This window comes from Bartonella raoultii (assembly GCF_019659805.1).
Taxonomy (GTDB): Bacteria; Pseudomonadota; Alphaproteobacteria; order Rhizobiales; family Rhizobiaceae; genus Bartonella; species Bartonella raoultii.
On record NZ_JAIFRO010000004.1, the window covers coordinates 20561 to 46029 of the forward strand.

Below are 25469 nucleotides of genomic sequence, written 5' to 3' on the forward strand. Positions count from 1 at the left end.
TTCTCATTTTACCCCACGCTTTTCGCATATCGATGCAACTGTTATGAAACTTACTCTTGCGTTATTCTGTTTCTGTCTCATCCTTACGGCTTTTTTGTAGCGCATTCAGTTTTGCAAAAACTTTATCAGCATCAAAATTTTGATGTAGATTTTCTTCACTCTCTGCTTCATGAAGCGAAGCATTTTCGGTTAGTGAAGCAGGAAGCAAAGATCTATCATCTTCTGCTACAGGAGGGCGATTTTTTGCAGCCCGCCTAAGTTCGAAATCCAAATCGATTTGCGAACACAAGCCCAACCCGACAGGATCGAGAGGCACCAAATTTGCACTATTCCAGTGCGTTCTATAACGAATTTGCTCAATTGTTGCTTTTGTTGTACCAATTAAGCGCGCAATTTGTGCATCTTTTAACTCAGGATGATTCATCACCAGCCACAAGATACCATTTGGACGATCTTGCCGTCGAGAAAGGGGGATATAGCGCGCACCTTTTCTCTTTTTTTCAGGGATGCGAACGCGTGATTCGGAAATTCTTAAACGCGCTGTTTGATCAGCCTCGACCCGAGCAATTTCATTACGTGTCAATTGTCCAGAACTAATTGGATCTAAACCTTTAATTCCATGAGCAGCTTCACCATCAGCAATAGCCTTCACTTCCAAGACATGCAATTTACAAAATTCTGCAATTTGATCAAAAGAAAGAGCAGTGTTATCAACCAACCAAACAGCTGTTGCTTTAGGCATTAAAAGTTGCGTTGCCATCTTTATCATATCCTTTGTACTTAGCCTTTAATAAAGGCAGGTTAATGCCCACTATGGAGCATGAGAGTTTTTGTTCTTATACGTCTTCTTATACACTAAGTTCTTTGCTACCCCCTTTTCACGAAGCGAGATACGAAATAAACCACTTTTGCCATGAAACCCTCTCTCTGTTATAGCGTGATTTTTAAGAAACGACAAGACAGATGTCTCGTCATGCTCTTCGCATTTTAAGTCTCTTTACCTTTAAGACGAATTTTCTTATAAGAGGTTTACGCGATCACTTTATCTTTTACACCAGCACATTGGCTCTGATGAGATGGGTGTTTATCGCCTTAAAGTTCAAGGAACTTTCGATTAAGAACCCCCAAACACTGGAAGGAACACGATGGCAGGCCATTCACAATTTAAAAATATTATGCACCGTAAAGGGCGCCAAGATGCGATGCGCTCGAAGATATTTTCTAAACTTGCGCGTGAAATCACCGTTGCAGCCAAACAAGGTTCTCCTGATCCAGCTATGAACCCCCGCTTAAGACTAGCTGTCCAGAATGCTAAAGCGCAATCGATGCCCAAGGATAACATTGAACGTGCAATTAAAAAAGCATCTGGAAATGATGTCGAACATTATGATGAAGTTCGTTATGAAGGCTATGGCCCAGGAGGCGTTGCTGTTATTGTTGAAGCTTTAACAGATAATCGCAACCGCACAGCTTCAAATGTACGCGCCGCCTTTACCAAATCAGGTGGTGCACTTGGAGAAACAGGTTCTGTAAGTTTCATGTTTAATCGCATTGGTGAAATTATCTATAAACCAGAAGCAGGAACAGCAGACAGCATTATGGACGCAGCAATCGAAGCGGGTGCTGAAGATGTGCAATCAGAGGAAAATGGGCATCATATTACCTGCGCATTTGAAGATATTGGCGAAGTTTCTAAAACGCTTGAAGCAAAACTTGGCGAAGCAGAATCGATAAAAACTGTTTGGAAAGCCTCTACCCTAACACCTATAGATGAAGAAAAAGCGGTCTCTGTTTTACGGCTTATTGCAACATTAGAAGAAGATGATGATGTGCAAAATGTTTACGCCAATTTTGATGTTAGTGATGAAATTTTGGCTAAATTATCTGTCTAACTCCCTGTCATATTGTTTCACGCCCCATGCTCTTCATGACCCATAACGCTTCATGACTCATGACGCTTATGGGGATTTCAGCGTCTTTTATAAGCACTTTTCCTTCAAGGGCTCTGTGTACAAGTATCATCACTTAACTTATGACATACCAGATTATAACCAATACCCTCGCTTTATAGTGGGGTATAGGGATATTTTAAAACATTTTTTGTACATATCTTTTCAAACTTTAAAAGCTTTTATCTCTTTTAAAGAACTGTTACTTTTAAACTCTTATTCTAAAAAACACGCTTCACAAAAAATTGATATCCCTTCCCATAAATGAATAAAAAAGCCAATTTACCAATATCCTTTTTTGCAAAAGCAAATAGTCTTTAAACTTTAGCACAATTATTGCATCATAAGTTTTTTTATCGTCTTGTTTTACCACACAGTTTATTTTCAATCCGCAAACCCTCATCCCAAGGGGAGTTTCTTCCCAAGGGGAGCTTCCCAAAGAGTGGTCTTCTTCATTGTCTAGAGAAGACAATACCCATAGCCGATCAGAAACATAATGATAAACACCAAGAAATACGCATGATATCTCTTGGTGTCCGCATAGAGATTTTAACCGATCAATTTTATTCTAAGACCTATGCCTTTTTACAAAGGTAATCCTTTGAGCACCCAAAACATTCTTTTCCTCATTGCGCTGTAAGCAATGGTGACCATGCTGGATCAGAAGCATCATTGGGGGTTGGCACAAGGCGTTCATTACGTCCCGTAATGTCAATGGTATAAATTTTAGGTCCCACGCCTGGATTTTTGCGAAAAAACATTAATACGCGTCCATTGGGAGACCAAGTAGGTCCTTCATTGTGAAACCCAGTTGTTAAAATGCGTTCTCCTGTTCCATCAGGATGCATCACACCAATGGAAAACTGTCCTTCTGCTTGTTTTGTAAAAGCAATATAATCACCCCGTGGAGACCAAATAGGCGTAGAATAACTCCCCCCATTAGAAGAAATCCGCTTAAGATTGCTTCCATCCACATTCATGGTATAAATTTGAGGTTTACCACTACGATCTGAGGAAAAGACGATTTGTGTCCCATCCGGCGAATAAGAGGCAGAGGTATCAATAGCAGAAGTTGTTGTAAGGCGCGTCGTCGTGCGGGTACGTAAATCCATGGTATAAAGATTTGCACTCCCATCATTTTGCAACAAACTCATGATCACTTTTTGTCCATCAGAAGAAAACCGTGGAGCAATTGTCATATTATTAAAAGCGCCTATTAACTCTCTTTGTCCCATTTCAATTTGTTGCAGATAAACATGAGGGATTTGATTGTGCTCATACGCCATATAGGTAATTTCTTGTCGTTTAGGTGAAAAGCGCGGGGTAAGGACCAACTCACTCCCATCGGAAAGATAGGTCAAATTTGCCCCATCTTGATCCATCATAGCCAAACGTTTAATACGTGCGTTTTGGGGTCCTGTTTCATCAATAAAAACAATTCGCGTATCAAAATAACCACTCTCTCCTGTCATCTCACTATAGATCTCATCGGCAATCATATGCGCAACACGCCGCCAACGTTCTGTAGCTGTATAAAAACGCCGTCCTTTGAGTTGTCGCTGTCCAAAAACATCCCATAAACGAAAATCGACTCTCAAACGTCCATCCGTTTCTCTGATCACTTGCCCAACCACCAAACCTTGCGCTTTTATTTTTTGCCAATCAGCGAAATGGGGTTGACTATTAGGATGAGAAATTTGTGCTAAAAAAGATGCCTTATCAAGGGGTAAAAAAAGCCCTGACCGCTCAAGATCGGCGGCAATGATAGCGGTTATTTTTAATCCAATTGAATCATTGGAAACAAAATCCGTAACAGCAATAGGAATAGGACTAAAATCAGCACTAGCAATTGTTCCTTTTAATTGTGCGTGAACAGATGAAAAACTAGAAAGCCACAAACCGCCTGTGACAATAAGCCAAGAAAAAAATTTGTATCTCGTCATAGCCATAATGGAATGCATCCTTTCATTTAAAGGCAAATCATATACTACTCAATTACATTTTGAAGGGGATCAACATTAAAATCAAATCCCTGCCCCCACAAATCATATTGATCACGTGGAAGGTCTTGATAGGGTTGACATGCAAAAACAGCTGCATACACCTGCCTTATCATAATCGCTTGTTGGCTTTCTGCACCACTTAAAGGATCAATAATAGGATCTCCCACCACCCTTCCTTCACGGTTGAGATAAAACCGCAAACGCAAGATTGGACGGTTTTTCAAATCACCACCCAGAGCAACAAGTTTAAGCTTTTGTTGAATACACCCCCCCGCAATATTAACCAATGTTTGCGCCATTTTTGCGGTATCATCCATATTTTTTCTTGCTCCCAAAGCCTCTGGTTTCTGAGAGCGTTTTGCTCCCCCACCTTGTGTACGTGCACGATTGAGCAGATTTTGTTCTTCCATTGCTAAAATATCTTCAATCGTCTGCTCTGTTGTTTGTTGTTTTTTCTGATGAAGCGCTTGTGCTTTTTGCGTTACAGTTTTTTTTGCAAATTTTGGTTTAAACTGCGGGAAAGGAGAATTTTCCGGAAGCACAATTTGGGGCTCTTGTTGGGGAAGAGGTACCGGCTCTATAGGCATCTTTTCTGCCATGGGCAACACTTCTCGCAATGCGCTCATTTCTTTATTTCTATGCTCTTTTTCTACCTTGGGCGCTTCTTGAAGCAATGCTTGCTCTTGCCTATCCTGCTCTACCTTGGGCGCTTCTTGGAGCAATGCTTGCTCATGCCTATCCTGCTCTACCTTGGGTGCTTCTTGGAGCAATGCTTGCTCATGCCTATCCTGCTCTACCTTGGGTGCTTCTTGGGGCAATGCTTGCTCATGCCTATCCTGCTCTACCTTGGGCGCTTCTTGGAGCAATGCTTGCTCATGCCTATCCTGCTCTACCTTGGGTGCTTCTTGGGGCAATGCTTGCTCTTGCCTATCCTGCTCTACCTTGGGTGCTTCTTGGGGCAATGCTTGCTCATGCCTATCCTGCTCTACCTTGGGCGCTTCTTGGGGCAATGCTTGCTCATGCCTATCCTGCTCTACCTTGGGCGCTTCTTGGGGCAATGCTTGCTCATGCCTATCCTGCTCTACCTTGGGCGCTTCTTGGAGCAATGCCTCCTCATGCCTATCCTGCTCTACCTTGGGCGCCTCTTGGGGAAGAGTAAATTTCTCTTTTTGTAAAAGCGCAAGAGTCTCCTGTAGAGAAATTTCTGGCATTTCTTCTGTTTTTTCTTCTAATAATTCTTGTGTTTTCAAGCGTGGTACAGGTTTTTCTGCAACCATTTCTGCTTCCGATGGCGGTGGCGGTGTCGCTTTAACATCACGCGGTTTTTCTTTTGGTTTAAAGGGAGCAAGATTATCGATTTTGCCCTCTCCAACATAATGTGCTTCTTCTTGTTCTTGTGGCTTAGTGGTCGGTTTTACCGCGGGAATTGCACGCACAGGAGCATCCAACGCCCCTTGTTGATAAGAAAGTTTTTCATCCAGAGGAGCAAGAGTAATAGAAATAGCTTCCAATGGTTTCGGCAAAGAAACAGGCGTCGTAAAATGCACTGCTCCCCAACTGAGAAAAATCACATGTACAGCAAGGGATAAAGCCAAGCCTCGTTTCATGCTATGATAAGAGTCTTTGTTCATCTCTATGCCTTACGTATGGTTGTTATATTTTTATTTTAATCGCTCCCCATTGCCTTTCCATACAACGTGCGACAATTTATCATTCTTTTATGATGCAAGGCTTGCCAAAGCAACTTGTGAAAAACCTACTTTTTGGAGTTCAGCAAGCAACTGTAAAACTTTTTGATACTCAATATTTTTCTCAGCACGTACAAAAATACGTTGATTTTTTTGTGCTGGATTGTTTTCCAATTGCACTTTAAGTTGTGCAATCAAAGCTTCTGAAGTTTCGTAATAATCTTGATTAAGAGCAAAACGCCCCTGTGCATCGAGTGAAACTGTAAGAGGAGGCGTATCTGCCTGTACAGGACCAGCTTGACTACGCGGCAAATCAAGAGGAACCCCATTTACCAAAAGAGGCGCAGAAACCATAAAAATAATTAACAACACCAACATTACATCCACCAAAGGTGTCATATTGATCTCACTCATTAATCGGCTCTGCGAATGATGACGTCTGCGTGTATTTTTTCGAGAAGAAGAAGCAACTGAAATTCCCATAGGATATAAGCTCCTTTATGAAGATGAATGCGCTGTGTTTGTCTCATCAAGACGACGAGAGACAATTGTAGAGAATTCATCAGCAAAGTTTTCAATGCGCGCAATAATATGCGCACTTTCATTTACGAATTTATTATAGGCAATCACAGCAGGAATGGCAGCAAACAAACCAATAGCAGTTGCCAAAAGTGCTTCAGCAATTCCAGGCGCAACAATTGCAAGCGAAGTATTTTGAGATGCTGCGATAGAAAGAAACGACCCCATAATCCCCACAACAGTTCCAAAAAGTCCAATAAAAGGCCCTGCTGATCCCAATGTTGCAAGAAAGCTTAATTTCGATTCTATTTTTTCACTTTCACGGCCCAAGGTTAGATCCATCGCTTTATCAATTCTGCTTTGTAAGCTTATGGATGTGTGAACTCCTTTTGCTAGAGACTTTTCCCATTCCACCATTGCAGCCATAAAAACAGCAGATATACTATTAATACGCCTATTTTTGCATGCTACATAAAGATCCTCTAACGGTTTTCCTGACCAAAATGTATGTTCAAACTGCCTTATTTCTCTCCATATTCTGCGATAGGTAAAAATTTTATCAAAAATAATCGCCCAACTCCATACAGAAGCGAGCAGCAAGCCAATCATGACCGCTTTAACAACAAAACTTGCTTGCATAAACAAATGCAAAATTCCCATAGTTTCTGGATTTGTTAATTCTACATGCGGCATTTTTTTGTCCCTCTAAATGAAAGATTCATTTGTAAAACTCTATAAAAGAGATTGTTTTATATTTTCTAAATGCCAGAAAATAAACCCCAAGAAATAAACACTAGGAAACAACCCTTTGTCTTTCTCAAAAAAAGACGCCATACAAAATGGCTTTTACAACAAAATAAACACTTAATTTAACAAAGTCCCTTTTAAACAAGATCTGCAGAAAAAAGTTCTTTGGGTAAGCGCCGTGGTTTTCCACCTTCATTAATTAAAGCAATTTCAACTGTTGCTGTTACCAACAGCATATCTTCGCGTAGCAAATATTGTTCCATAAAAAAGCGTGCGCCTTGGATACGCTGAATCCGTGTTTTTATGGTTAAAAGGTTATCAATTTGTGCTGGTCGTAAAAAATGAATTTCCATATTCCGTACAACAAAAAACAGTTTTTCTCCCTGCATTCCTGATGCTAACATCTTGTTGTTAAAGCCCGTATCTCTTAAAAATTCTGAACGTCCCCGCTCAAAAAATTCAAGATAGCGAGCATGATAAACCACGCCAGAAAAGTCTGTATCAGCGACATAAACGCGTACCTGAAAATCATGAAAATCATTTGTAGAATTCATGTTGAAAGGGTATGTTTGCGCCATCTCCTCCATCCCATAAAATTTTTATCCCCATAAAGTTTTTGTTCTAGAAAATTCTTTTGTTGATCAAATATTAAAACGCATTTTTATGTCGAAACCATGAAAGTGCATATATAAAGCCTTCAAAAGGCGCAAATTTTTCTCTCAAAGAAGATTTATTTTATATCCTTTTTTAAAATATATTGAGAGAGCTCTTCCCAAAGAATATCTCAATCCTCTTCTTCATCCCATAAACTTGCTTGGAAAGATGTCTTATCTTTTAACTCTGACAATGAAGCACGTTTTTGTGTAACAGTAGATGTTGCGGGAGGAGCAAGCCCTAAATGGTTCCAAGCTTTTTCGGTTAAAATTCTACCTCTAGCCGTTCTTTGAATAAAGCCTTGCTGCAACAGATAGGGTTCTACAATATCTTCAATAGCATCTCGAGGTTCTGAAAGAGCAGCAGCAATTGTTTCAATCCCCACAGGTCCTCCTAAAAAAGTTTCAGCAATCAAAAGCAAATAACGATGATCGAGTGGATCAAGCCCCAGATGATCCACTTCTAAACGCGAAAGGGCTTCATCAGCAATTTTTTGATCAATTTTTTTTGCCCCTTTCACCAAAGCAAAATCACAAACACGTCGCAAAAGCCGTCCCGCGATGCGTGGCGTACCACGTGCTCTGCGAGCAATTTCATGGGCTCCATCCTGACTAATTTGTACACAAAAAAGCCGCGCATTCCGCTGAACGATATATTCTAATTCCTCTACGGTATAAAAACTAAGGCGGATAGGAATACCAAAACGGTCACGCAATGGTGTCGTCAACAATCCCAAACGCGTTGTTGCTGCTACCAAAGTAAATTTAGCGAGATCAATTTTCACCGAACGCGCTGCGGGCCCCTCACCAATGATAAGATCCAATTGATAATCTTCCATCGCTGGATAAAGAATTTCTTCAATTGCCGGATTTAAACGGTGAATTTCATCAATAAACAAGACATCGCGCTCTTCAAGATTTGTTAAGAGAGCTGCTAAATCGCCTGATTTAGCAATAACAGGCCCTGAAGTAGAGCGAAAATTAACGCCTAATTCTTTTGCCATAATCTGAGAAAGAGTTGTTTTACCCAAACCCGGTGGTCCAACAAACAAAACATGATCAAGTGCTTCTTGACGGGTTTTTGCCGCTTCAATAAATATTTTTAAATTTGCCCGTGCAGCTTCTTGCCCAATGAAATCATCCAACACTTGTGGTCTTAAGGAACGATCTGGATCATTAGGAAGGGGAACGGCACCAAGAAGGCGTTGATCTTCATTTTTATGCATTTTAACCTTTTATTTATGTAGGAGGAGAAAGCAATTTAAGGCTATAGCGAATAAGCAGAGCAGAAGAAATGGTTTCACCTTCTAGAGCATTCATTGCACGCGCAAGAGCATTGGCAGCTTTTTCCCGTTCAAAACCGAGTTTGAGCAAAGCAGAAAGTGCATCATGCGCCGGTTGATCGGTTATTTTTTGCTGGAAGGTAGATGCGGGATGCGCCAAACTATTGTCGTGCAAGGGAGGCGCTTTATTTTTCAACTCACTCACAATTCTTTCACTGACTTTTTTACCAACACCTGGTGCACGACTAATCATTGCAATATCGTTTAGAGCAATGGCTTGTGCGAGTTCATCGGGTGATAAAGTTCCCATAATTGCCAACGCCACCTTTGCGCCTACCCCAGGAACATTTTGTAGAATGCAAAACCATTCTTGTTCTGCTCTTGTCGCAAAACCAAAAAGACGAATAGCATCTTCACGAACATGCGTTTCAATAAAGAGATTTAAACTTTCTCCAAGAGCGGGTAAAGAAGGACGCAAGCGATGAGAGATAAAAACGACATATCCCACCCCTTGGACATCAAGAAGGATATGATCATCAAAGACCTGTTCAAGCGTTCCCTTTAACTTTCCAATCATCAGCACATCCCACTTATCTTACATCTTCCATCACATTGCCATGCTTGAATGATAAGATGCATAAATGCTTTTTCGGTGGGTACTATGGCAAAGAGCAAGCGCCAAAGCATCAGCAGCATCACTGCTATCAAATTCAGCGCGTGGCAGCAGCACTTTTACCATCATATGGATTTGTTCTTTATCACCATGCCCAACACCAATAACAGATTTTTTGACTTTATTTGGAGCATATTCAAAAACGGGCAGCTTTGCTTGGGCTGGCACCAACAAAGCAATAGCACGCGCTTGTCCAAGTTTGAGCGTTGCCGCCGCATCTTTGTTAACAAAGACATGTTCCACCGCTGCTTCATGGGGCATAAATTTTTGCACAATCTCAGAAAGACCTTCATAAATCTGGCAAAGTCGAGAAGCAAGGTCACCCTGTACATTAGAAGAGACAGTCCCAGCAGCAATAAATTGCAAACGGTTTCCTAAGAGATCAATAATCCCCCATCCCGTACGCCGTAGCCCAGGATCAACACCTATAATACGAATCGTCTCTGCCATAAAATCAATTTATCCATTTTTTAAAGTGTTGAACAGAGGCAGGAGCAAAAAGTCCAAGAAAGCAAAAGATAAAAATATCAAACAAGCAAATGACTTTTTCCATTTAAAAAAAAGAAAAAAACTCCCCCAAAGCTTCAGAAAAACCAAGTTTTTCATTTTTAAGAAGAGCGAAAAGCGGTTTTTAGCATTTCGATTTGTCTTCCCACGGGGTTTTTTTCTTCTTCATGAAGAAAAGAGCAAGAAGCCTCTTCTCTCCCATAGCGCATATATTGCATACGCGCTTCCAGCCGGAGTGAACGTGCAACAAAGGTGCGAAACACTTCTGGCAATTCTTGCCAATGCCCATTTTCCATTTTCAATGTTGGCGTATGAAGCGATACTTTTGCAATTTCTTTTTGTATTTGTTCCAGAGACATTTCTCCTTCACGCTCTGCACGCAAAAGCAGAAGCTGCGAAGCAATTTGCATAAGCCTTGTACTTAAATACATCGCTTCTTTTGCATAAAGTGCTGAAATTTCAGCAGAAAGAGAACGCACAGCCAATTTTCCTTCGGTATCGATATAAGCTGCTGTTTCTTCAATCAGCGCCATTGTTTCTTCATACAGGCGGTTAAAAGCATTTTCAAAAGCACTATGCTCAATCATGATAATGGGGTCATCATAGGGACGTTTGTGTGCACTCACGCTTTTATACTCCAAATGTCAGCACAAAGATAATACCTCTCAACGAAATGAGAATAAAAAAGTTTCTTTTTTACTGTATAGAATGCTTTTTTTTAAATTGAGTACCTCTTTTAAAATTTTTGCGCAATATTCTTCTTAAGCTAAGGTTAATATGGCAAGGAAGACCCCTCCTATAAGGAATGTATTTTCTTATAAACAAAGAGCTTTTCTTGTAGAAAGCCGATAAAAAGGCTTGCCGTTTTTCATAAAAATTAAGCAACCCCACTGAACATTAAAAGACTATCAAAAAAGAAATTTGTTGTCATCACTGTTTTGATGCCTTGTCCTACCATAGCACAAACGGTTCCAATTATAAAGACAGGAAGACTATGTCTTCCAAAAGAGCCAAAGGATGGTCTTTTAAGACAAAAAACCATTGATGCAAACGAGGCAAACAAAAGATAAAGAATGCAAGAGCAAAAATATGGAGCAAACGCGGTAAACTTAAACATATTTTATCAAAATTCAGTAAGGGAGAAGACCAGCCAAACCACCCTATCAGCCCCCACCAATTTAAGCGCCCCCATAATAAAGCAAGCAACAGATAGCCTGCTAACACAGTGATCCAAAAGGGACGAAAAGTGAATATTTTTCCTTGTTAAAAGACAAAGCACGCATCAAGCCCATGACAAATAAAAATTGCCAAGACAAAGGATTCAAGAACCATTTTCCGAGCAAAGGGTAAGAATTTGGTGCAATTTTATAAAGCCCACAAATGAGACAGAGCATAAACAAGCCCAAAAAACAGCAGCTTTGTCTGTTTATAACGCAAATAAAGAGCAAAAGGAGTAAAAAGCATCAAAACAATATTAAAGACAGAATATTATGATATCCCAACGGATGGCCAAAGCTTAAAATACACAAAAATGCAATGAATGGCTGTGTAAAAAAGAGTTCCACATGATTCATGATTAAAAGTTTTTCTCCACGCCAGAGTAAAAGGCTGCAAAAAAAGAGCTCATGGAAAGAAGGTGGTAAAAAGAGAGGCTTTATACAGCTGAAAAGCTCTGTACCACAATTTTCGTACAATGAAAAAAGGGCTTTTTTGCAAGCGCGCATGAAAGCTAAACCCAAGAGAACGACCTGAAAACAAAATAAAAATTTCTATACAATCAGAAAAACCAAAATTTTTACATGTAAGAATTTCATATAAGGTTCCAAGAATAGGGTTGGTAAAAATTATCAATAAGGCAAAAGAACAGAACACATCAATATGTGTATCACGAAGAAAAGGGTGTGTATCAGCAGCTAAAGGCTACGTTTTATGATTGAAAACACCCTGATATGCCATAAAATGCCCCTCACACGTCGCGCGCGCTAAAAAGCTACGAGAAGTGAAAGAAAAGCAGTGACCTTCCTTATAAAAAAACAAGGTATTTTAGGATGCAGCTTTCCTTTTGAAGAATCAAGTTTCTTTTAAAGTCAAAGGTTTTACATGAAAAGAGAGCAAAACAAAGCAATGGATTCTCCCCTTTTTCCTCAATTGGTTTTGACATTAGATGTTCGTCGCTCTTTTAGCCCCCATTTTTTGCGCCCAATTTTGCAAACCCAATTTTTTGTCTGCGTTATCATTTATGACTCTCAAGGTTTAAAGGATGATGCTTCTTTTTTACAAAAACAAGCGCAACAATTTGTGGAAGAAATTCAAAAAAATGGCGCGGCTCTTGTCATTGCGGGAGACAGCCGCATTGTAGGCCGAACAAAGGCGGATGGTCTCCATATAGAAGGTGACCTTAACATGCTTGAACACTTAAAAAATGAAAAAAAAGAACAAAAGATCATTGGTTTTGGCAATATCCGGAATCGCCATTGTGCGATGGTTGCGGCTGAAACAGGCATTGATTATCTGCTTTTTGGCAAATTAGGGGCGGATAAAAAGCCCAACGCGCACCCTCGCAATCTTCAGTTATCAGAATGGTGGGCAAAGATCATGGAAATTCCTGCCATTGTTCAAGCAGGAAGTGACATTGCAAACTTTGAGGAAGTTTTAAAAACTGGCAGTGAATTTATAGCCGTAGAAGAAATGCTTTTTGGAAATGAGAATCCTTTGCCCTTGCTAAAAATGATGCACGAAAAATGTAAAAACGCCCCTTTATAATACAGAGAATGCAAGGTAAAAATTCTTATAACAATATTTTCGTGGCGTAAAAATTGTATTTTGTAGCGTAAAATTTTACGTATAAACAACCGTTTCACAAACTCTGTTCATTTTTATTGTACATCCTTTCCAATTTCTTTATGAGTGAAAAGGTATTTTGGGGCGTATACGCAAACGACCAAGAGGGATTCAAAAACCCGAAACCTCGCGCATAAAATAAACCCACTTTGTGGGTATCCCAAAAATTTCGGGAGATTTTGCCATGTCCAGGTGCTTCTCAGCACTAAAAGCAAAAAAGCTGACTCGGATTCAGTACTTTCAGACTCCCGGAATACCCATGCGAGGGCGCGCGCAACCGGTGGGGGAAAATGACAAGGTAAAAATTCTTATAACAATATTTTCGTGGCGTAAAAATTGTATTTTGTAGCGTAAAATTTTACGTATAAACAACCGTTTCACAAACTCTGTTCATTTTTATTGTACATCCTTTCCAGTTTCTTTATGAGTGAAAAGGTATTTTGGGGCGTATACACGAACGACCAAGAAGGATTCAAAAACCCGAAACCTCGCGCATAAAATAAACCCACTTTGTGGGTATCCCAAAAATTTCGGGAGATTTTGCCATGTCCAGGTGCTTCTCAGCACTAAAAGCAAAAAAGCTGACTCGGATTCAGTACTTTCAGACTCCCGGAATACCCATGCGAGGGCGCGCGCAACCGGTGGGGGGGAAATGACAAGGTAAAAATCCTCATAACGATATTTTTGTAGGCAAAAAAATTCGCTTCAGGCGAAAAATGCTGAAAATGTCGCAAAAAACGTTAGCAGATCACCTGCATATCAGTGCCCAACAAGTTCAAAAATACGAGACAGGCTTAAATCGTGTTGCCGCTGGACGGTTAAAAGAAATTGCTGATCTTCTTGGTGTTCCGATTGCCTTTTTTTATACTGAAAATACAACAAAACAAGAGACCCCTCTACCCATCATGACGAAATCGCATCCAGCAGAGAAGAATATCTACTGCTCAAAAGATTTAGAATTCTCCCCCCTGTAAAACGCAGAGCAATTTTACACTTGCTTTATGAACCCAATGAAAGCTTTTAACATCATATACGCCCCAAAGGCTGTGTAGATCTGCAATCCTGTGCATTCTTAAAGCTATCCCCCAACAAGCAAAGCTTGCTTAGACTCCAATATGTGGTCAGTACAATATTGAAAAGCAAACGAAAAGACGTGCCCATAAGTGCAAAACACGCCGCCTAAAATTGCTCTTTCACCAATGCAAATTTTTCATGAAAAGCACAAAGCACATTGTATTTTCTCTTCACATGTGCGTCAAGGATAACATTGTAACTCTATGGAAAATAGAAAATATTTTCCACCAAGGTCAATTTTGCTTCCATGCACGCAATGATCTATAAAAATGGCAGAAATGCCTCTTCTTTTAAATCCCCGTTCTTTTAAAGAAGAAAATCATTTCAAGCCTTTGATAAAAGGTTAAACGCGCCCCTCATGAAAACCCTCTTGTAAATTGATTATCGTTAAAGATAAACACTTTGCAGACAATAGTCCCTTGTTTATACTTGATATAGTGAAAGAAAAATGTAAAAACTCCTTCATATTGATGGGGAAGGAGCACTCATGATAAAGCAAAGCATAATAAAAAAAAGCACAGCATTCTTTACCCTCATAATAATTTCCTTGGCAAGTGCTGTCACGGGTGCACATTCCACAAAAATGGCTGAAGAAACCTCAGATTTGGAACGCTCTTTCAATACTATTCAAGACACTTCAGAGACAAAAAAACCTTTTCAGCCCTTAAAAACTGGAGAATATGATCAAGCCTATGACTATTATATCCAAGGCTATTATTTGAAAGCTTTTCGTGAAGCACTAAGGCGCGCTGAACAAAATGACCCCTTTGCACAAACGCTTCTTGCCCGAATTTATATGGAAGGCTGTGCTGTTCCTATTGATGGTGCACGCGCTGCTTTATGGTTTGGTCGTGCCGCAAAACAAGGTGAACCACAAGCACAACTACGCTATGGACTGATGTTATTTGATGGCCATTTTGTTGCTAAAAATCAAAAACTTGGTGAACAATTTATTCGAAAAGCTGCCAATGCTGGGGTAAAAGAAGCCTATTTTTATTATGGTCAAGCACTTCTTTATAAGTCCTTGCGTGAAAAACAAGCTCTAGCAGGTGTTTCTTCACAAAGCCGTGAAGATGAAGCAATAGAACAAGCATTAAAATGGTTTTTAAAAGGCGCAGCGCTTGGAGATTCTGAGGCGGCTTTTGCTGCAGCAAAAATTCTCTCTCTGGGTACTTTAAAACGACCAAAGGATGACCGTAATGCACGAAAACTCATGGAAGTTGCGGCTCAAAACAAACATTCTCTCGCACAAATTCTTTTAGCGCAATGGCTTATACAAGGCCGTGGAGGAGAAACTGATTTTTCACGTGCTTTTCACTTACTTCTCAGCAATGCCATTAACATGGTTGCACCGGCACAGATTTCTCTTTCTAGGCTTTATCGAGATGGGATAGGAACAAAAGGCGATATAATCATGGCAGCAGCATGGTATATGCTTGCCAAACAAGCCAAAATGCAAGCACCTGATCTTGAAATGATGCTTGAAGGGATGTCTGATGCACAATTAAAAAGTGCACGTAAACAAGCGATAAAACTTCTTCCTATACTTTAAGATATCTTTAAAAAATCATGTTCTTTGCTTACAAGAGCGAAATTCTCATAAAAATCTTTGAGGAAGTTTTTAAAGGGCTTGCGTCTCAACTCTTTTTATGGTCTTGCAAAGGGTTGGAAAGCCACAATCAAGAAAGGCTCTTTTGGAGGAGTATTTTGAAGCTTTTTTCTCTGCAAAAGCGATGGGGAATCTTTTTGTAAAAGACAAAAAGAGAGCGCTTTTTGCAAGAATAGAATGGGATAAAACGATGAAAATTAATGGCAATGAAATTCGACCAGGCAATGTAATCGAGCATCAAGGCAGCTTATGGGTTGCCGTTAAATGCAATGCAGTCAAACCAGGAAAAGGTGGAGCATTTAATCAAGTCGAACTGAAAAATTTAATGGATGGTACAAAGCTCAATGAACGGTTTCGTGCTGCTGAGACAGTTGAACGCGTACGCCTTGAACAAAAAGATTTTACATTTCTCTATCAACAAGGTGATGCTTTGGTTTTTATGGATTCGCAATCCTATGAACAACTTGAATTACAAAAAGATTTTGTTGGTGAACGCTCTGCTTTTCTCCAAGATGGGATGACAGTAACCGTTGAACTTTATCAAGAAAAACCTATTGGCATATCGCTTCCCGATCAAGTCACTCTAACCATTGCAGAGGCTGACCCAGCAATCAAAGGGCAAACAGTTACCGCCTCTTATAAACCAGCCATTCTTGAAAATGGTATTCGTATTCTTGTCCCTCCTTTTATCAACAGCGGCGAACGTGTGGTTGTTGACACCAACGAATTAACTTATTTGCGTCGTGCAAGTGATAAATAAAGGAAGAAAAAATGGCCCATTCTGCAATCATGAATGTCATGGTGCAAGCCGCAATGAAAGCAGGACGCTCACTCGTGCGTGATTACGGTGAAGTACAAAACTTGCAAGTCTCTTTGAAGGGACCAGCAAATTATGTAAGCCAAGCAGACCGTAAAGCAGAAAAAATTATTTTCAATGAATTAAGCAAAGCACGACCAAAATTTGGTTTCCTGATGGAAGAATCGGAAGAAATTATTGGTGAAGATTCACAACACCGTTTCATTGTTGACCCTTTAGATGGTACCACAAATTTTCTCCATGGCATTCCTTTTTTTGCTGTTTCTATTGCTTTAGAAAGCCAAGGAAAAATTGTTGCGGGTGTTATTTATAATCCCGTAAGTGATGAGCTTTTTACGGCTGAACGTGGTAGTGGTGCATTTTTTAATGACCGGCGTTGTCGTGTTTCTGCAAGGAGAAGATTAGAAGATTGTGTCATTGCTACAGGCATGCCACATTTTGGTTGCCCTGATCATGGGAGCTATCTCATTGAACTACGCAATGTAATGGTAGAAGTTGCAGGACTTCGCCGTTTTGGTGCTGCTTCTCTTGATTTGGCTTATGTTGCCTCTGGCCGAACGGATGGCTTTTGGGAAAATAACTTGCAAATTTGGGATATGGCTGCTGGAATATTAATGGTTCGAGAAGCTGGTGGTTTTGTCACCGATAAAGAAGGGGGCAACAACATATTTGGCAAAAAAAACATCCTCGCCGCCAATGAACATATTCGCACCAAATTAGAAAGAACCCTCAAAAAAGGCATTTAAACTCTATAATTTTTAAAAAGAGCCTATGCAACCTTAAAAAAGCCCTTCAAACTTTTTAAAAAGCAGCAAAAAACATGTTCCTTGTCTTGAAATCAGTATGACAAAATAAATCAATGAAAGAGGCATTTGGCAAAAACATCTGCCATCAACAGTGTACATACATCCCCTCTTCCAAAAAAAGAAGTCACAATTTCATTTTACTGCCTATTATTATACTGTTGTGTTTCTCAATGCCCTTCTCAACAAACAGAAAAACGCACTAAAAAGTATTCCAGCATAAAACGCTCCCCAAGCAAGACCCACACCGCACGTAGGCAACCCATTACCTCTTGTAAGAGATCATCATGATCACTGCTCCGACGATATTAACTCCCCAAAACTTCTTTTTCCTCTCTAACAAGATCCACTATGCCTCTTATTGCTTTTCACTCTTTTTTACAAAAAGACACAATGATGCAAGTTTCCATTAACATACGCGTTCATATTACTGTTACCCGCCTCTTCTTCATTGAGAGTTATTCAGATACCCTATGAAATGCCCACGGGATTTATAATAACAAAATTTTTTATTTTCAAAGACCGCAGCCTGCATCTCATTTTCAACCTGTTCTTTGTCTTTTTTAACGGCCTCTTCGAGTGCCTTTAACGTCTCATCACCGAAAATAATTTTTAATTTTTCTTTTGAAGATCCTATTATGAGGAGCATCTTCCAAAAAATCAACCGATTATCACATTTCTTATTTGACACCCTCATCCATTCTTTTACACCCAATTTGTATGCTTCTTCAAATGTTGGCATCTTTTCACAAATATCCAGATCTTTTTTTTCTTCTCTATCTCTCTTTCTACAAACCTTCATTTCCTCTTCAACTTCGAAGTCACTATAATCTTTATCAAAGGCAATATAACCTTCTTTCACCGTATCAATAAGCATCTTATAGTAAATAAAAGTTTCTCGTGCTTTTTTATAATCACTGGAAACATCATACAAAAATGATAAAAGCTCCCTTTTACAAACGTATAGGCTACGACAAGGCAAATTACCAAATCCGTTCTGCAACTTTTTTAGCGCTTCATATTCTGTATATTTAGGTATATCTTCAAAGTAAATTTCCATAGATGCTAATTCTTCATAGTGTCCTGAAGCTTTGTCTTTTTGTTGTTTTTCGTATGCAGCTGTGATCATATCATCAATCATATATACCCACCAATGAAGGAACAGCATCGTAAACTTATACCGCTTTTTTTTCGTAAGAGGATCTACAAATTTTTGCAGTGGGATGCCATTCTGTTTCATTAATCGCACAACTTTACGATAAGTTTTCCTAAAAATTGGGCGACTCATTAATTTATTGAATCTTTTAACCTGCTCAGCAGTAAATTCTACTTGCAGCGCCTGTTTATAAAGAAAAAATGTATCTGCATATCCTTGCGCACAGATATCTTCCACCACCATCGGATATTTCTGTCCACCCGCTCCAATAATGTGCCCAATATTTTTTATCTCTAGGATACTCCTTTCCCAATGTCTTATTGCCTCATCCCATTGTTTAATCCATTTTTTGGGTATTTTTTGATTTTTTTCAAAGAGCTTCTCCTCCCATTGTGCAATAATCTCTCTATATATCGCTATTTCTCGACCGCATAATTGCTCAAATTTCTCCCATTGCTTCAGTGCTTCATTGCATTGCTTATTTTGATAATTTGCAAATGCCAACATCAAGCTTTCTATAAAAAACGCTATAGTTGCTACAATTAATAAAGTTTTCATTGAAGATTCAAAATACCACAGCGCGCCGATAAGGATGATAAATAAAATCGTATCTCCGAATCCTGCATTCCAGCTCTTCTCTATTCCCTTCCAAAGTCCGTAAATGATACCGCCTCCTATCGTGATTATTACGATAACTAAGAAAATCTCTTGATCACTCATTTTTATGCCTTTCATCCTCACCGACATGAATACAAGCTTTTTACCGATTCCTCGATATTATATCATTATGTATATATATGAGTTGGAAATCACTATATATTATATTTTAATACATATAATATACAAAATATAGAACGCTGTACTGCTATAATTAAACATTTTGTATTTAATTGTACTGTTCTCATGCTTTACGCTCTTTCAAAAAAAAAGCCTTCTAAGCCCTCACAAGGCACAGCCATCATCTATCCGCTTAAAAAAATGAAAGTTCACAGCAAAACATTGCACTCTGCTTCTCCCCAACATGGATGAAAAAGCATCGTATAGCACAGTTATCCTCAGTTTTTCAGCTATTTTGGAGCAAGAACGATACCGTTTGATGATATTCCAAAAAAGAAGTTCATATCTCTCAATGAGAAAATCACCCCTTTATACAAGGCACACACATTCATATTTTGCATAATATTTTATTTCCTCAGAGGGAGCGTTTTTTATAAAATGCATCGCTTTATTTAGCCTTCTCCTTCTTGAACGAGAGAGATTCTAACCCGTACTGGTTTGTCAACAATCCAACTTCTCTCAACAAGCACGCTTCACCTGCGGACGATTGACATGATGCACTCTAGTAACGCTCTGGGCAAATTCTACCCTGAAGACTTATCACATTATTGAAATGTACTGAATGGGTGAAGCTTTACATACCTTATATCACCATCTTAAACAACAATGTTTTACGATACAACAAGATAAAAACAAAGCCTCCAAAGAGAATGTAAAAAAGACTTCAATTCTTGACGCTCTTCTTTCATAGAGCTCTCACATTAAGATCCCTTTTAAGTTTTGCTCTTTATCCCTCTCAAAGAGAGCAATTATGCATTTTTATTCAGGAGAAAATTGCAATTTGGCTAAATAGGCATAAACGCCATTTTTTGCAACAAGTTCTGCATGTGTTCCTTCTTCAACGATTGTTCCCTTTTCCATCACAAGAATACGATCTGCTTTTAAAATTGTTGCCAAACGGTGCGCGATCACCAATGTTGTTCGATTTTGCATCAACCCTTCTAAAGCTTCCTGCACCAATTGTTCACTCTTTGCATCTAAAGCTGATGTTGCCTCATCCAACAGTAATAAGGGAGAATTTCTTAAAACTGCACGCGCAATACCAACGCGTTGTTTTTGCCCCCCTGAAAGCATAATACCCTGTTCTCCCACTTGCGTATCCAAGCCCTTTGGTAAAGTTTCAATAAATTCCAGTGCGTTAGCTGTTTTGGCAGCAGCAATAATTTCCTCTTCCCCAACATTTTCGCTTCCAAAAACAATATTATCGCGCAATGTCCCATCAAAAATAGCAACATCTTGTGGAACATAAGAAATTGCACTGCGTAAATCTTGGAGAGAAAGACGGTTAATTTCATTGCCATCCAAGCAAATTTTTCCACTTACCGGATCATAAAAACGAAGAATTAAAGAAAAAACTGTACTTTTCCCGGCCCCTGAAGCACCAACAAAAGCAACAGTTTCTCCTGCTTTAATCGAAAAAGAAAGAGAACGTAAAATCTTCCTTTCTGGTCTGGAAGGATACGTAAAATCCACTTGATCAAAAACCAAAGCGCCTTGAACAGGTTTTTCCAAAAGAAGAGGATCTTTTGGGGAAAAGATTGTTGGTTTTTCTTGCAACAATTCGGCTAGTCGTTCAGCAGCACCAGCCGCTTGAATGAGTTCAGCCCCCAGTTCTGATAATTGGGCAAAGGTTGTAGCTCCAAAAACGGCATAGATCACAAATTGCCCTAATGTTCCTCCTGTCATGGTACCGTCTAAAACATCTTTAGAACCAATCCACAAAACCGCAACAACACTGCTAAAAACTAAAAAAATTGCAAAGCCTGTAAAAAAAGAACGCAAAATGACAGAAGCACGTGCTGTTTGAAAAGCGCGTTCAACCAACTGCGCAAAATGTGTGGATACAAGTTTTTCAGCGGTAAAAGCTTGTACCGTGCGAATAGCACCCACCTGCTCTGTCGCTAAAGCATTGGCATCTGCAAGACGGTCTTGTGCCGTGCGTGTGCGGGCACGTACCTTGCGTCCAAAGATAACTAAGGGAATGGCAACAAAAGGAATAGCAAGCAAAACCAATGCGGATAATTTTGCATTGGTAATAACCATCATCACAATTGCACCAATTACCACAATGAGATGACGCAAAGCCGTTGAAGCCGTTGAACCAACAGCCAATTTTATTTGTGTTGTATCTGTGAGGAGTCTTGAGACAAGTTCACCAGAATGAGACTTTTCAAAAAAAGCAGGAGAAAGTTTCATAATATGGGCAAAAACATCACGCCGCAAATCAGCAATAATCTGTTCCCCCAAAGTAATAACACAATAATAACGGCAAGCCGAAGCAAGAGCGAGAAGCAAAGCTAAAAAAAACAAAACACCAAAATAAAAATTAATATGGCCACGGCTTGAAGTGCTAAAGCCATGGTCAAACATTTTACCGATAGCAATGGGCAAAGCTAATGTAACAAGAGCAGCAACCAACAAAGCAAAAAAAGCAAAAATAAACAACCAACGATAGCGTATAAAATAAGGACTAAAAGTGATAAGCGAAGCAAAGGAAGACTTCGTATGGGATGATTTTTTAGATTTTTCTGAATGACGGCTTAAATTCATAGAATTTCGCTCCCTCATGAGGTTGTTTATAATTCTTGATACAAAGATGTATCTTGAACTCTTGTTTTTTAGTGCATGCTCAGTTATAGGAAGAGTAGTTTAATCAATTTAGCAAAAATACGAAACAAGCGCACGAAAAAAAAGCAAGAAAATATGTGCTCTTTCGTTTATGAACATATAAAGGTTTAACGCATGAGAGCGAATATTCATCCAGACTATCACAAGATTACCGTTGTTATGACAAACGGAACCCAATATACAACGCGCTCCACTTGGGGAAAAGAAGGAGATACCCTTAATCTGGATATTGACCCCACAACACATCCTGCGTGGACAGGTGGGTCTCAAACCCTCGTGGATCGTGGTGGACGCGTTTCTAAATTCAAGAATCGTTTTGGTAATCTTGGCATATAAGATGCTCTTTTCCCTTAGAGAAGGGCAAAAAGCTATCAAGTAAAGGAGAGCGAGAGATCTTAACAATTGCTCTCTTTTAGGGCTTTTAAAATACCCTTTGGAAACTTTATAGACTGAAGATTTGCCCAAAAGTACTTTCCTCATTTTTCTCAAAATATAGAGGATGTATTTCTTAAAATATAGAGGATGTATCAATGAAATACCCTGCTTTTTTGCGGGACAGTGTGTATTTCATACAAAACGCTTCCTTGCAAACAAAAGAGCATTGCATTTCTTAAAAGAAGAAAAACGACCGTTTTCTCTTTCCATTAAAAGCCGTGAATATGGATATACTGCATCCATTTTTTACCCCCCCTTTTTCTATGGTTGAATGTTTTTTATAGACAGCAGAAAAGAGAGATAAAACAGAAAGATCCGGATATTTTTTGAAAAGAGATTATAAAATTTTCCTGCTTTTAAAATCACCGTTTGTAGCTGTTGTTTTACAAAAACAAGGCAATAAGCGCAAAATATCCATGGCTGATCAATAGGCTATTGGCTGTATCGCACATGCAATAAAATAAAAAAGACAATCCCTAAAACTACAGCAAGAACTTAAGCAACAAGACTATTCTTCCCTCATTTTTACGAAAAACATGAGCGCCTATCTTGTCCATGAAGCACTTTATGAAAGTTCAAAATCATCCCCCCCTTCAAAAACACAATTCCTCAAACAACGCCTTAAAGCGCGCGCGATGCCCCTCCAATAACGCCCAAGCAGCAAAAACGATGCGCTCTTTATCTTATGAGAACGCAATCATCACTCCTTCTGATATAAGAAGGAACACAAGCACTCTTTCTCACCACTAAAACATAAAAGAGCAGCAAGCAGTAAGCACACATAAACTTTTTACAATTTATTTTATTGCTTGTTTGTTAGCAAAGGGCATGTCCTAAATTTGTTACGCCTCAAGCACAAGATTTTTCATGTTCTTTTGTCCACTGCCCTAAAGTAGCAAGATGATTCATCAAAGCACGATGACCAAAAGCCTTCTGTGCAGCAGCAATATTCTCTTCTTTTCCGGCCCATGCTTTTAAGGCAGCCGCTTGCAATGCCCGTCCATAAGAAAAAGTCAATTTCCAAGGCAATGCTCCCAAAGCATTCATAGCGGATAAATGCGCTGTTGCTTCTTCATCCGTTTGTCCTCCAGAAAGAAAAGCAATTCCAGGAACAGCAGCCGGAACGGTTCTTTTAAGCACCAGAACTGTTTTTTCCGCCACTTCTTCTACACAAGCATGCCGTGCTTCTTTTCCATCAATCACCATATTGGGTTTCAAAATGATCCCTTCCAAAAGCACACGAGCCTCTAACAATTCTTTAAAGACTTCCTCTAAGACAGCTTGTGTCACCTCAAAGCAGCGTGTAATGGAATGCGTACGCGAAAGCCCATCCATCAAGACCTCAGGCTCAACGATTGGCACAATTCCTAATTCCTGACATAAAGCAGCATAACGAGCAAGAGCCTGTGCATTTTGTTTTATAGCCCCCCTTGTAGGTAGCGCGTGTGCATCAATGGCAATCACCGCCCGCCATTTAGCAAAACGAGCACCCAAAGCATAATATTCTTTTAAACGTTCACGCAGCCCATCCAAACCTTCTGTAATTGTCTCTTGGGGAAAAGCAGCCAAAGGTTTTGCACCGGTATCAACTTTAATCCCAGACAAAGCTCCAGATTCATGAATAAGATCAGTCAACATTTTCCCTGTTGATGCTTTTTGACGAATAGTTTCATCGAATAAAATAACCCCAGAGATAGCACTTTTCATCGCCTCTTTTGCGCTAAAAAGCATTTCACGATAAGCACGGCGATTATCCTCATTACATTCAACGGCAATGGTTTCAAAACGTCTTCCAATTGTTGCAGTACTTTCATCTGCAGCCAAAATACCTTTTCCTGTGTGAACCAAAGCCTGTGCTATTTCTTCAAGACGTTCATGCATAAAAATACCTCTTTTTTACTTTATTTCTTTTACTTTATTTCTCCAGCTGTGTATCACAGCAATATAATCTTTAAATGCCTCTTCTCTCCAAGAGAAATTTACTTTAAAAACTTTTCTTAACAATCAGCCCTTAACCTTGCATGAGAGCAAGAATACCAGGAAGCGTTTTCCCTTCCATCCATTCTAAAAAGGCGCCTCCTGCCGTTGAAAGATAAGTAAAATCATTGGCAACATCGGCATGGTTTAATGCAAAAACCGTATCCCCTCCTCCAGCAATTGAAACCAATTTTCCATCCAAGCTACGTTCTGCTGCATGACGTGCTACTGCAATTGTCCCTTTATCAAAAGGCGACATCTCAAAAACGCCAAGCGGACCATTCCACACAAGGGTAGCAGCTTTATCAATCACTGCATTAATATGTGCAATAGAGCGCATACCAATATCGAGAATCATACCCTCTTCAGGAATATCTCCAATATCATAAAGACGATGCGGTGCATCTTTTTCAAAACGAAATCCGACGATAGCATCAACAGGCAGTAAAAGTGTACATTGGTATTTTTGGGCTTTTTCAATCACCTTTTTAACTGTTTCCATGAGAGCATGTTCACAAAGTGATTTTCCCACTTGGATACCTTGCGCAGCCAAAAAACTGTTGGCCATTCCCCCACCAATGACTAAATAATTCACTTTCTCCACCAAATGATTGAGCACAAAAAGCTTACTGGAAACTTTCGCGCCTCCCACAAGAGCCACGACCGGACGCGCAGGATTGCCAAGCCCTTTTTCTAAGGCTTGCAATTCATACTGTAGAGAACGCCCGGCGTAAGAAGGCAACAAATGTGTTATCCCCTCTAGGGAAGCATGCGCACGATGAGAAACGGAAAAAGCATCATTGACATAAAGATCGCCCTGTTTAGCCAAAGCCTCAGCAAAACAGCAATCATTTTTTTCTTCACCAGAATGAAAGCGAACATTTTCAAGCAGTAAAACACCGCCATTTTGCAAATCCCGTACAGCTGTCTCTACAGCAACACCAATACATTCAGGTACAAACATAACCGGCTGCTTGATGATTTTTTCTAACACTTGCACGACAGGGCGTAACGAGAATTCCGGCTCCACCTTTCCCTTAGGACGCCCACAGTGAGAAAGTAAGATAATCTTAGCGCCCCGCTTTTTCAGCTCAATAATTGTTTCTTTATGCCGTTTCAGGCGCGTTTCATCACAAACTTTTCCTTGTGCCATTGGTACATTAAAATCCACCCGCACAAGAACACGTTTTCCCTCCACATCAACATCATCAAGTGTCCGAAATCCCATTACTGCATCCTTTCCACTTTCTGTTGTTTTCATTCAATGCAC

The 25469-nt window shown here is 39.7% G+C and carries 20 protein-coding genes and 2 pseudogenes; 7 read left to right on the forward strand and 15 right to left on the reverse strand.

Going from position 1 to position 25469, the window contains the following annotated elements; all coding sequences use genetic code 11:
- Positions 1-61 precede the first annotated feature (61 nt).
- The gene (locus K3248_RS04405) at positions 62-760 is read right to left on the reverse strand and encodes a DUF1013 domain-containing protein (RefSeq protein WP_220717191.1); all 699 of its coding nucleotides are present in this window, start codon (positions 758-760) and stop codon (positions 62-64) included.
- Between the two features lie 385 nt (positions 761-1145).
- Between K3248_RS04405 and K3248_RS04410 the strand changes: the two genes are divergently transcribed.
- Positions 1146-1892 carry a YebC/PmpR family DNA-binding transcriptional regulator gene (locus tag K3248_RS04410; protein WP_220717192.1) on the forward strand — a complete coding sequence of 249 codons (747 nt, stop codon included), beginning with the start codon at positions 1146-1148 and terminating at the stop codon, positions 1890-1892.
- A 683-nt stretch (positions 1893-2575) separates the two neighbouring features.
- Here K3248_RS04410 and tolB read toward each other — a convergent pair.
- The 10 genes and pseudogenes from tolB to opgC all read right to left on the reverse strand — a co-directional run.
- Positions 2576-3898: a Tol-Pal system beta propeller repeat protein TolB gene (tolB, locus tag K3248_RS04415; protein ID WP_220717193.1), complete on the reverse strand. Its 1323-nt coding sequence runs from the start codon at positions 3896-3898 to the stop codon at positions 2576-2578.
- 38 nt (positions 3899-3936) lie between these two features.
- The gene (tolA, locus tag K3248_RS04420) at positions 3937-5583 is read right to left on the reverse strand and encodes a cell envelope integrity protein TolA (protein ID WP_220717194.1); all 1647 of its coding nucleotides are present in this window, start codon (positions 5581-5583) and stop codon (positions 3937-3939) included.
- Positions 5584-5670: 87 nt separating this feature from the next.
- Positions 5671-6123 (reverse strand): protein TolR, encoded by a 453-nt coding sequence (tolR, locus tag K3248_RS04425; RefSeq protein WP_220717195.1) that lies wholly within the window; start codon positions 6121-6123, stop codon positions 5671-5673.
- Between the two features lie 15 nt (positions 6124-6138).
- A complete protein-coding gene (gene tolQ, locus K3248_RS04430; RefSeq protein ID WP_220717196.1) occupies positions 6139-6852 on the reverse strand; it encodes a protein TolQ in 714 nt (237 codons plus the stop codon).
- A gap of 191 nt (positions 6853-7043) precedes the next feature.
- Complete coding sequence (gene ybgC, locus K3248_RS04435; RefSeq protein ID WP_220717197.1) at positions 7044-7484, reverse strand: tol-pal system-associated acyl-CoA thioesterase; 441 nt, start codon at positions 7482-7484, stop codon at positions 7044-7046.
- 206 nt (positions 7485-7690) lie between these two features.
- Positions 7691-8785, reverse strand: coding sequence for a Holliday junction branch migration DNA helicase RuvB (gene ruvB / locus K3248_RS04440; protein ID WP_220717198.1), 1095 nt, complete (start codon positions 8783-8785; stop codon positions 7691-7693).
- Positions 8786-8798: 13 nt separating this feature from the next.
- Entirely contained in the window at positions 8799-9419 is a 621-nt protein-coding gene (ruvA, locus tag K3248_RS04445; RefSeq protein WP_220717199.1) for a Holliday junction branch migration protein RuvA, read from the reverse strand.
- A 30-nt stretch (positions 9420-9449) separates the two neighbouring features.
- On the reverse strand, positions 9450-9965 hold the full coding sequence (gene ruvC, locus K3248_RS04450) for a crossover junction endodeoxyribonuclease RuvC (protein ID WP_220717200.1): 516 nt from the start codon (positions 9963-9965) through the stop codon (positions 9450-9452).
- A gap of 158 nt (positions 9966-10123) precedes the next feature.
- Positions 10124-10648 carry a DUF1465 family protein gene (locus K3248_RS04455; RefSeq protein WP_220717201.1) on the reverse strand — a complete coding sequence of 175 codons (525 nt, stop codon included), beginning with the start codon at positions 10646-10648 and terminating at the stop codon, positions 10124-10126.
- A 254-nt stretch (positions 10649-10902) separates the two neighbouring features.
- Positions 10903-11900 (reverse strand): annotated as a pseudogene (gene opgC / locus K3248_RS04460) (OpgC domain-containing protein); the annotation flags it as partial.
- A 222-nt stretch (positions 11901-12122) separates the two neighbouring features.
- Here opgC and K3248_RS04465 point away from each other — a divergent pair.
- The 5 genes and pseudogenes from K3248_RS04465 (at position 12123) to K3248_RS04485 (ending at position 17109) form a co-directional block, all read left to right on the forward strand.
- On the forward strand, positions 12123-12785 hold the full coding sequence (locus K3248_RS04465; protein ID WP_220717202.1) for a thiamine phosphate synthase: 663 nt from the start codon (positions 12123-12125) through the stop codon (positions 12783-12785).
- A 794-nt stretch (positions 12786-13579) separates the two neighbouring features.
- Positions 13580-13887 (forward strand): annotated as a pseudogene (locus K3248_RS04470) (helix-turn-helix domain-containing protein).
- A gap of 537 nt (positions 13888-14424) precedes the next feature.
- Positions 14425-15489 (forward strand): tetratricopeptide repeat protein, encoded by a 1065-nt coding sequence (locus K3248_RS04475; protein ID WP_220717203.1) that lies wholly within the window; start codon positions 14425-14427, stop codon positions 15487-15489.
- 247 nt (positions 15490-15736) lie between these two features.
- Positions 15737-16306 (forward strand): elongation factor P, encoded by a 570-nt coding sequence (gene efp / locus K3248_RS04480; protein WP_220717363.1) that lies wholly within the window; start codon positions 15737-15739, stop codon positions 16304-16306.
- An 11-nt stretch (positions 16307-16317) separates the two neighbouring features.
- On the forward strand, positions 16318-17109 hold the full coding sequence (locus K3248_RS04485; RefSeq protein ID WP_220717204.1) for an inositol monophosphatase family protein: 792 nt from the start codon (positions 16318-16320) through the stop codon (positions 17107-17109).
- 505 nt (positions 17110-17614) lie between these two features.
- On the opposite strand, the gene K3248_RS04490 is transcribed toward K3248_RS04485, so the two are convergent.
- Together K3248_RS04490 and K3248_RS04495 are read right to left on the reverse strand one after the other, a co-directional pair.
- Positions 17615-19042: a hypothetical protein gene (locus K3248_RS04490; RefSeq protein WP_220717205.1), complete on the reverse strand. Its 1428-nt coding sequence runs from the start codon at positions 19040-19042 to the stop codon at positions 17615-17617.
- An 876-nt stretch (positions 19043-19918) separates the two neighbouring features.
- Entirely contained in the window at positions 19919-21709 is a 1791-nt protein-coding gene (locus K3248_RS04495; RefSeq protein WP_220717206.1) for an ABC transporter transmembrane domain-containing protein, read from the reverse strand.
- Between the two features lie 192 nt (positions 21710-21901).
- On the opposite strand from K3248_RS04495, the gene rpmE reads away from it, so the two are divergent.
- The gene (gene rpmE / locus K3248_RS04500; protein WP_220717207.1) at positions 21902-22123 is read left to right on the forward strand and encodes a 50S ribosomal protein L31; all 222 of its coding nucleotides are present in this window, start codon (positions 21902-21904) and stop codon (positions 22121-22123) included.
- A gap of 948 nt (positions 22124-23071) precedes the next feature.
- Here the strand turns inward: rpmE and K3248_RS04505 are convergent.
- Both K3248_RS04505 and K3248_RS04510 read right to left on the reverse strand, forming a co-directional pair.
- Entirely contained in the window at positions 23072-24103 is a 1032-nt protein-coding gene (locus K3248_RS04505; protein ID WP_220717208.1) for a class I fructose-bisphosphate aldolase, read from the reverse strand.
- A 130-nt stretch (positions 24104-24233) separates the two neighbouring features.
- Positions 24234-25427 (reverse strand): phosphoglycerate kinase, encoded by a 1194-nt coding sequence (locus K3248_RS04510; protein WP_220717364.1) that lies wholly within the window; start codon positions 25425-25427, stop codon positions 24234-24236.
- Positions 25428-25469: the final 42 nt, after the last annotated feature.

Bases quoted from the DNA above. Each gene is read 5' to 3' on its own strand.
- K3248_RS04465 (WP_220717202.1), top strand. From the start codon at position 12,123: ATGAAAAGAGAGCAAAACAAAGCAATGGATTCTCCCCTTTTTCCTCAA.
- rpmE (WP_220717207.1), top strand. From the start codon at position 21,902: ATGAGAGCGAATATTCATCCAGACTATCACAAGATTACCGTTGTTATG.
- ruvB (WP_220717198.1), bottom strand. From the start codon at position 8,785: ATGCATAAAAATGAAGATCAACGCCTTCTTGGTGCCGTTCCCCTTCCT.
- ruvC (WP_220717200.1), bottom strand. From the start codon at position 9,965: ATGGCAGAGACGATTCGTATTATAGGTGTTGATCCTGGGCTACGGCGT.
- ybgC (WP_220717197.1), bottom strand. From the start codon at position 7,484: ATGGCGCAAACATACCCTTTCAACATGAATTCTACAAATGATTTTCAT.
- tolA (WP_220717194.1), bottom strand. From the start codon at position 5,583: ATGAACAAAGACTCTTATCATAGCATGAAACGAGGCTTGGCTTTATCC.
- efp (WP_220717363.1), top strand. From the start codon at position 15,737: ATGAAAATTAATGGCAATGAAATTCGACCAGGCAATGTAATCGAGCAT.
- K3248_RS04495 (WP_220717206.1), bottom strand. From the start codon at position 21,709: ATGAATTTAAGCCGTCATTCAGAAAAATCTAAAAAATCATCCCATACG.
- K3248_RS04505 (WP_220717208.1), bottom strand. From the start codon at position 24,103: ATGCATGAACGTCTTGAAGAAATAGCACAGGCTTTGGTTCACACAGGA.
- K3248_RS04510 (WP_220717364.1), bottom strand. From the start codon at position 25,427: ATGGGATTTCGGACACTTGATGATGTTGATGTGGAGGGAAAACGTGTT.
- K3248_RS04410 (WP_220717192.1), top strand. From the start codon at position 1,146: ATGGCAGGCCATTCACAATTTAAAAATATTATGCACCGTAAAGGGCGC.
- tolR (WP_220717195.1), bottom strand. From the start codon at position 6,123: ATGGGAATTTCAGTTGCTTCTTCTTCTCGAAAAAATACACGCAGACGT.
- tolB (WP_220717193.1), bottom strand. From the start codon at position 3,898: ATGGCTATGACGAGATACAAATTTTTTTCTTGGCTTATTGTCACAGGC.
- tolQ (WP_220717196.1), bottom strand. From the start codon at position 6,852: ATGCCGCATGTAGAATTAACAAATCCAGAAACTATGGGAATTTTGCAT.
- K3248_RS04405 (WP_220717191.1), bottom strand. From the start codon at position 760: ATGGCAACGCAACTTTTAATGCCTAAAGCAACAGCTGTTTGGTTGGTT.
- K3248_RS04490 (WP_220717205.1), bottom strand. From the start codon at position 19,042: ATGAGTGATCAAGAGATTTTCTTAGTTATCGTAATAATCACGATAGGA.
- K3248_RS04475 (WP_220717203.1), top strand. From the start codon at position 14,425: ATGATAAAGCAAAGCATAATAAAAAAAAGCACAGCATTCTTTACCCTC.
- K3248_RS04485 (WP_220717204.1), top strand. From the start codon at position 16,318: ATGGCCCATTCTGCAATCATGAATGTCATGGTGCAAGCCGCAATGAAA.
- ruvA (WP_220717199.1), bottom strand. From the start codon at position 9,419: ATGATTGGAAAGTTAAAGGGAACGCTTGAACAGGTCTTTGATGATCAT.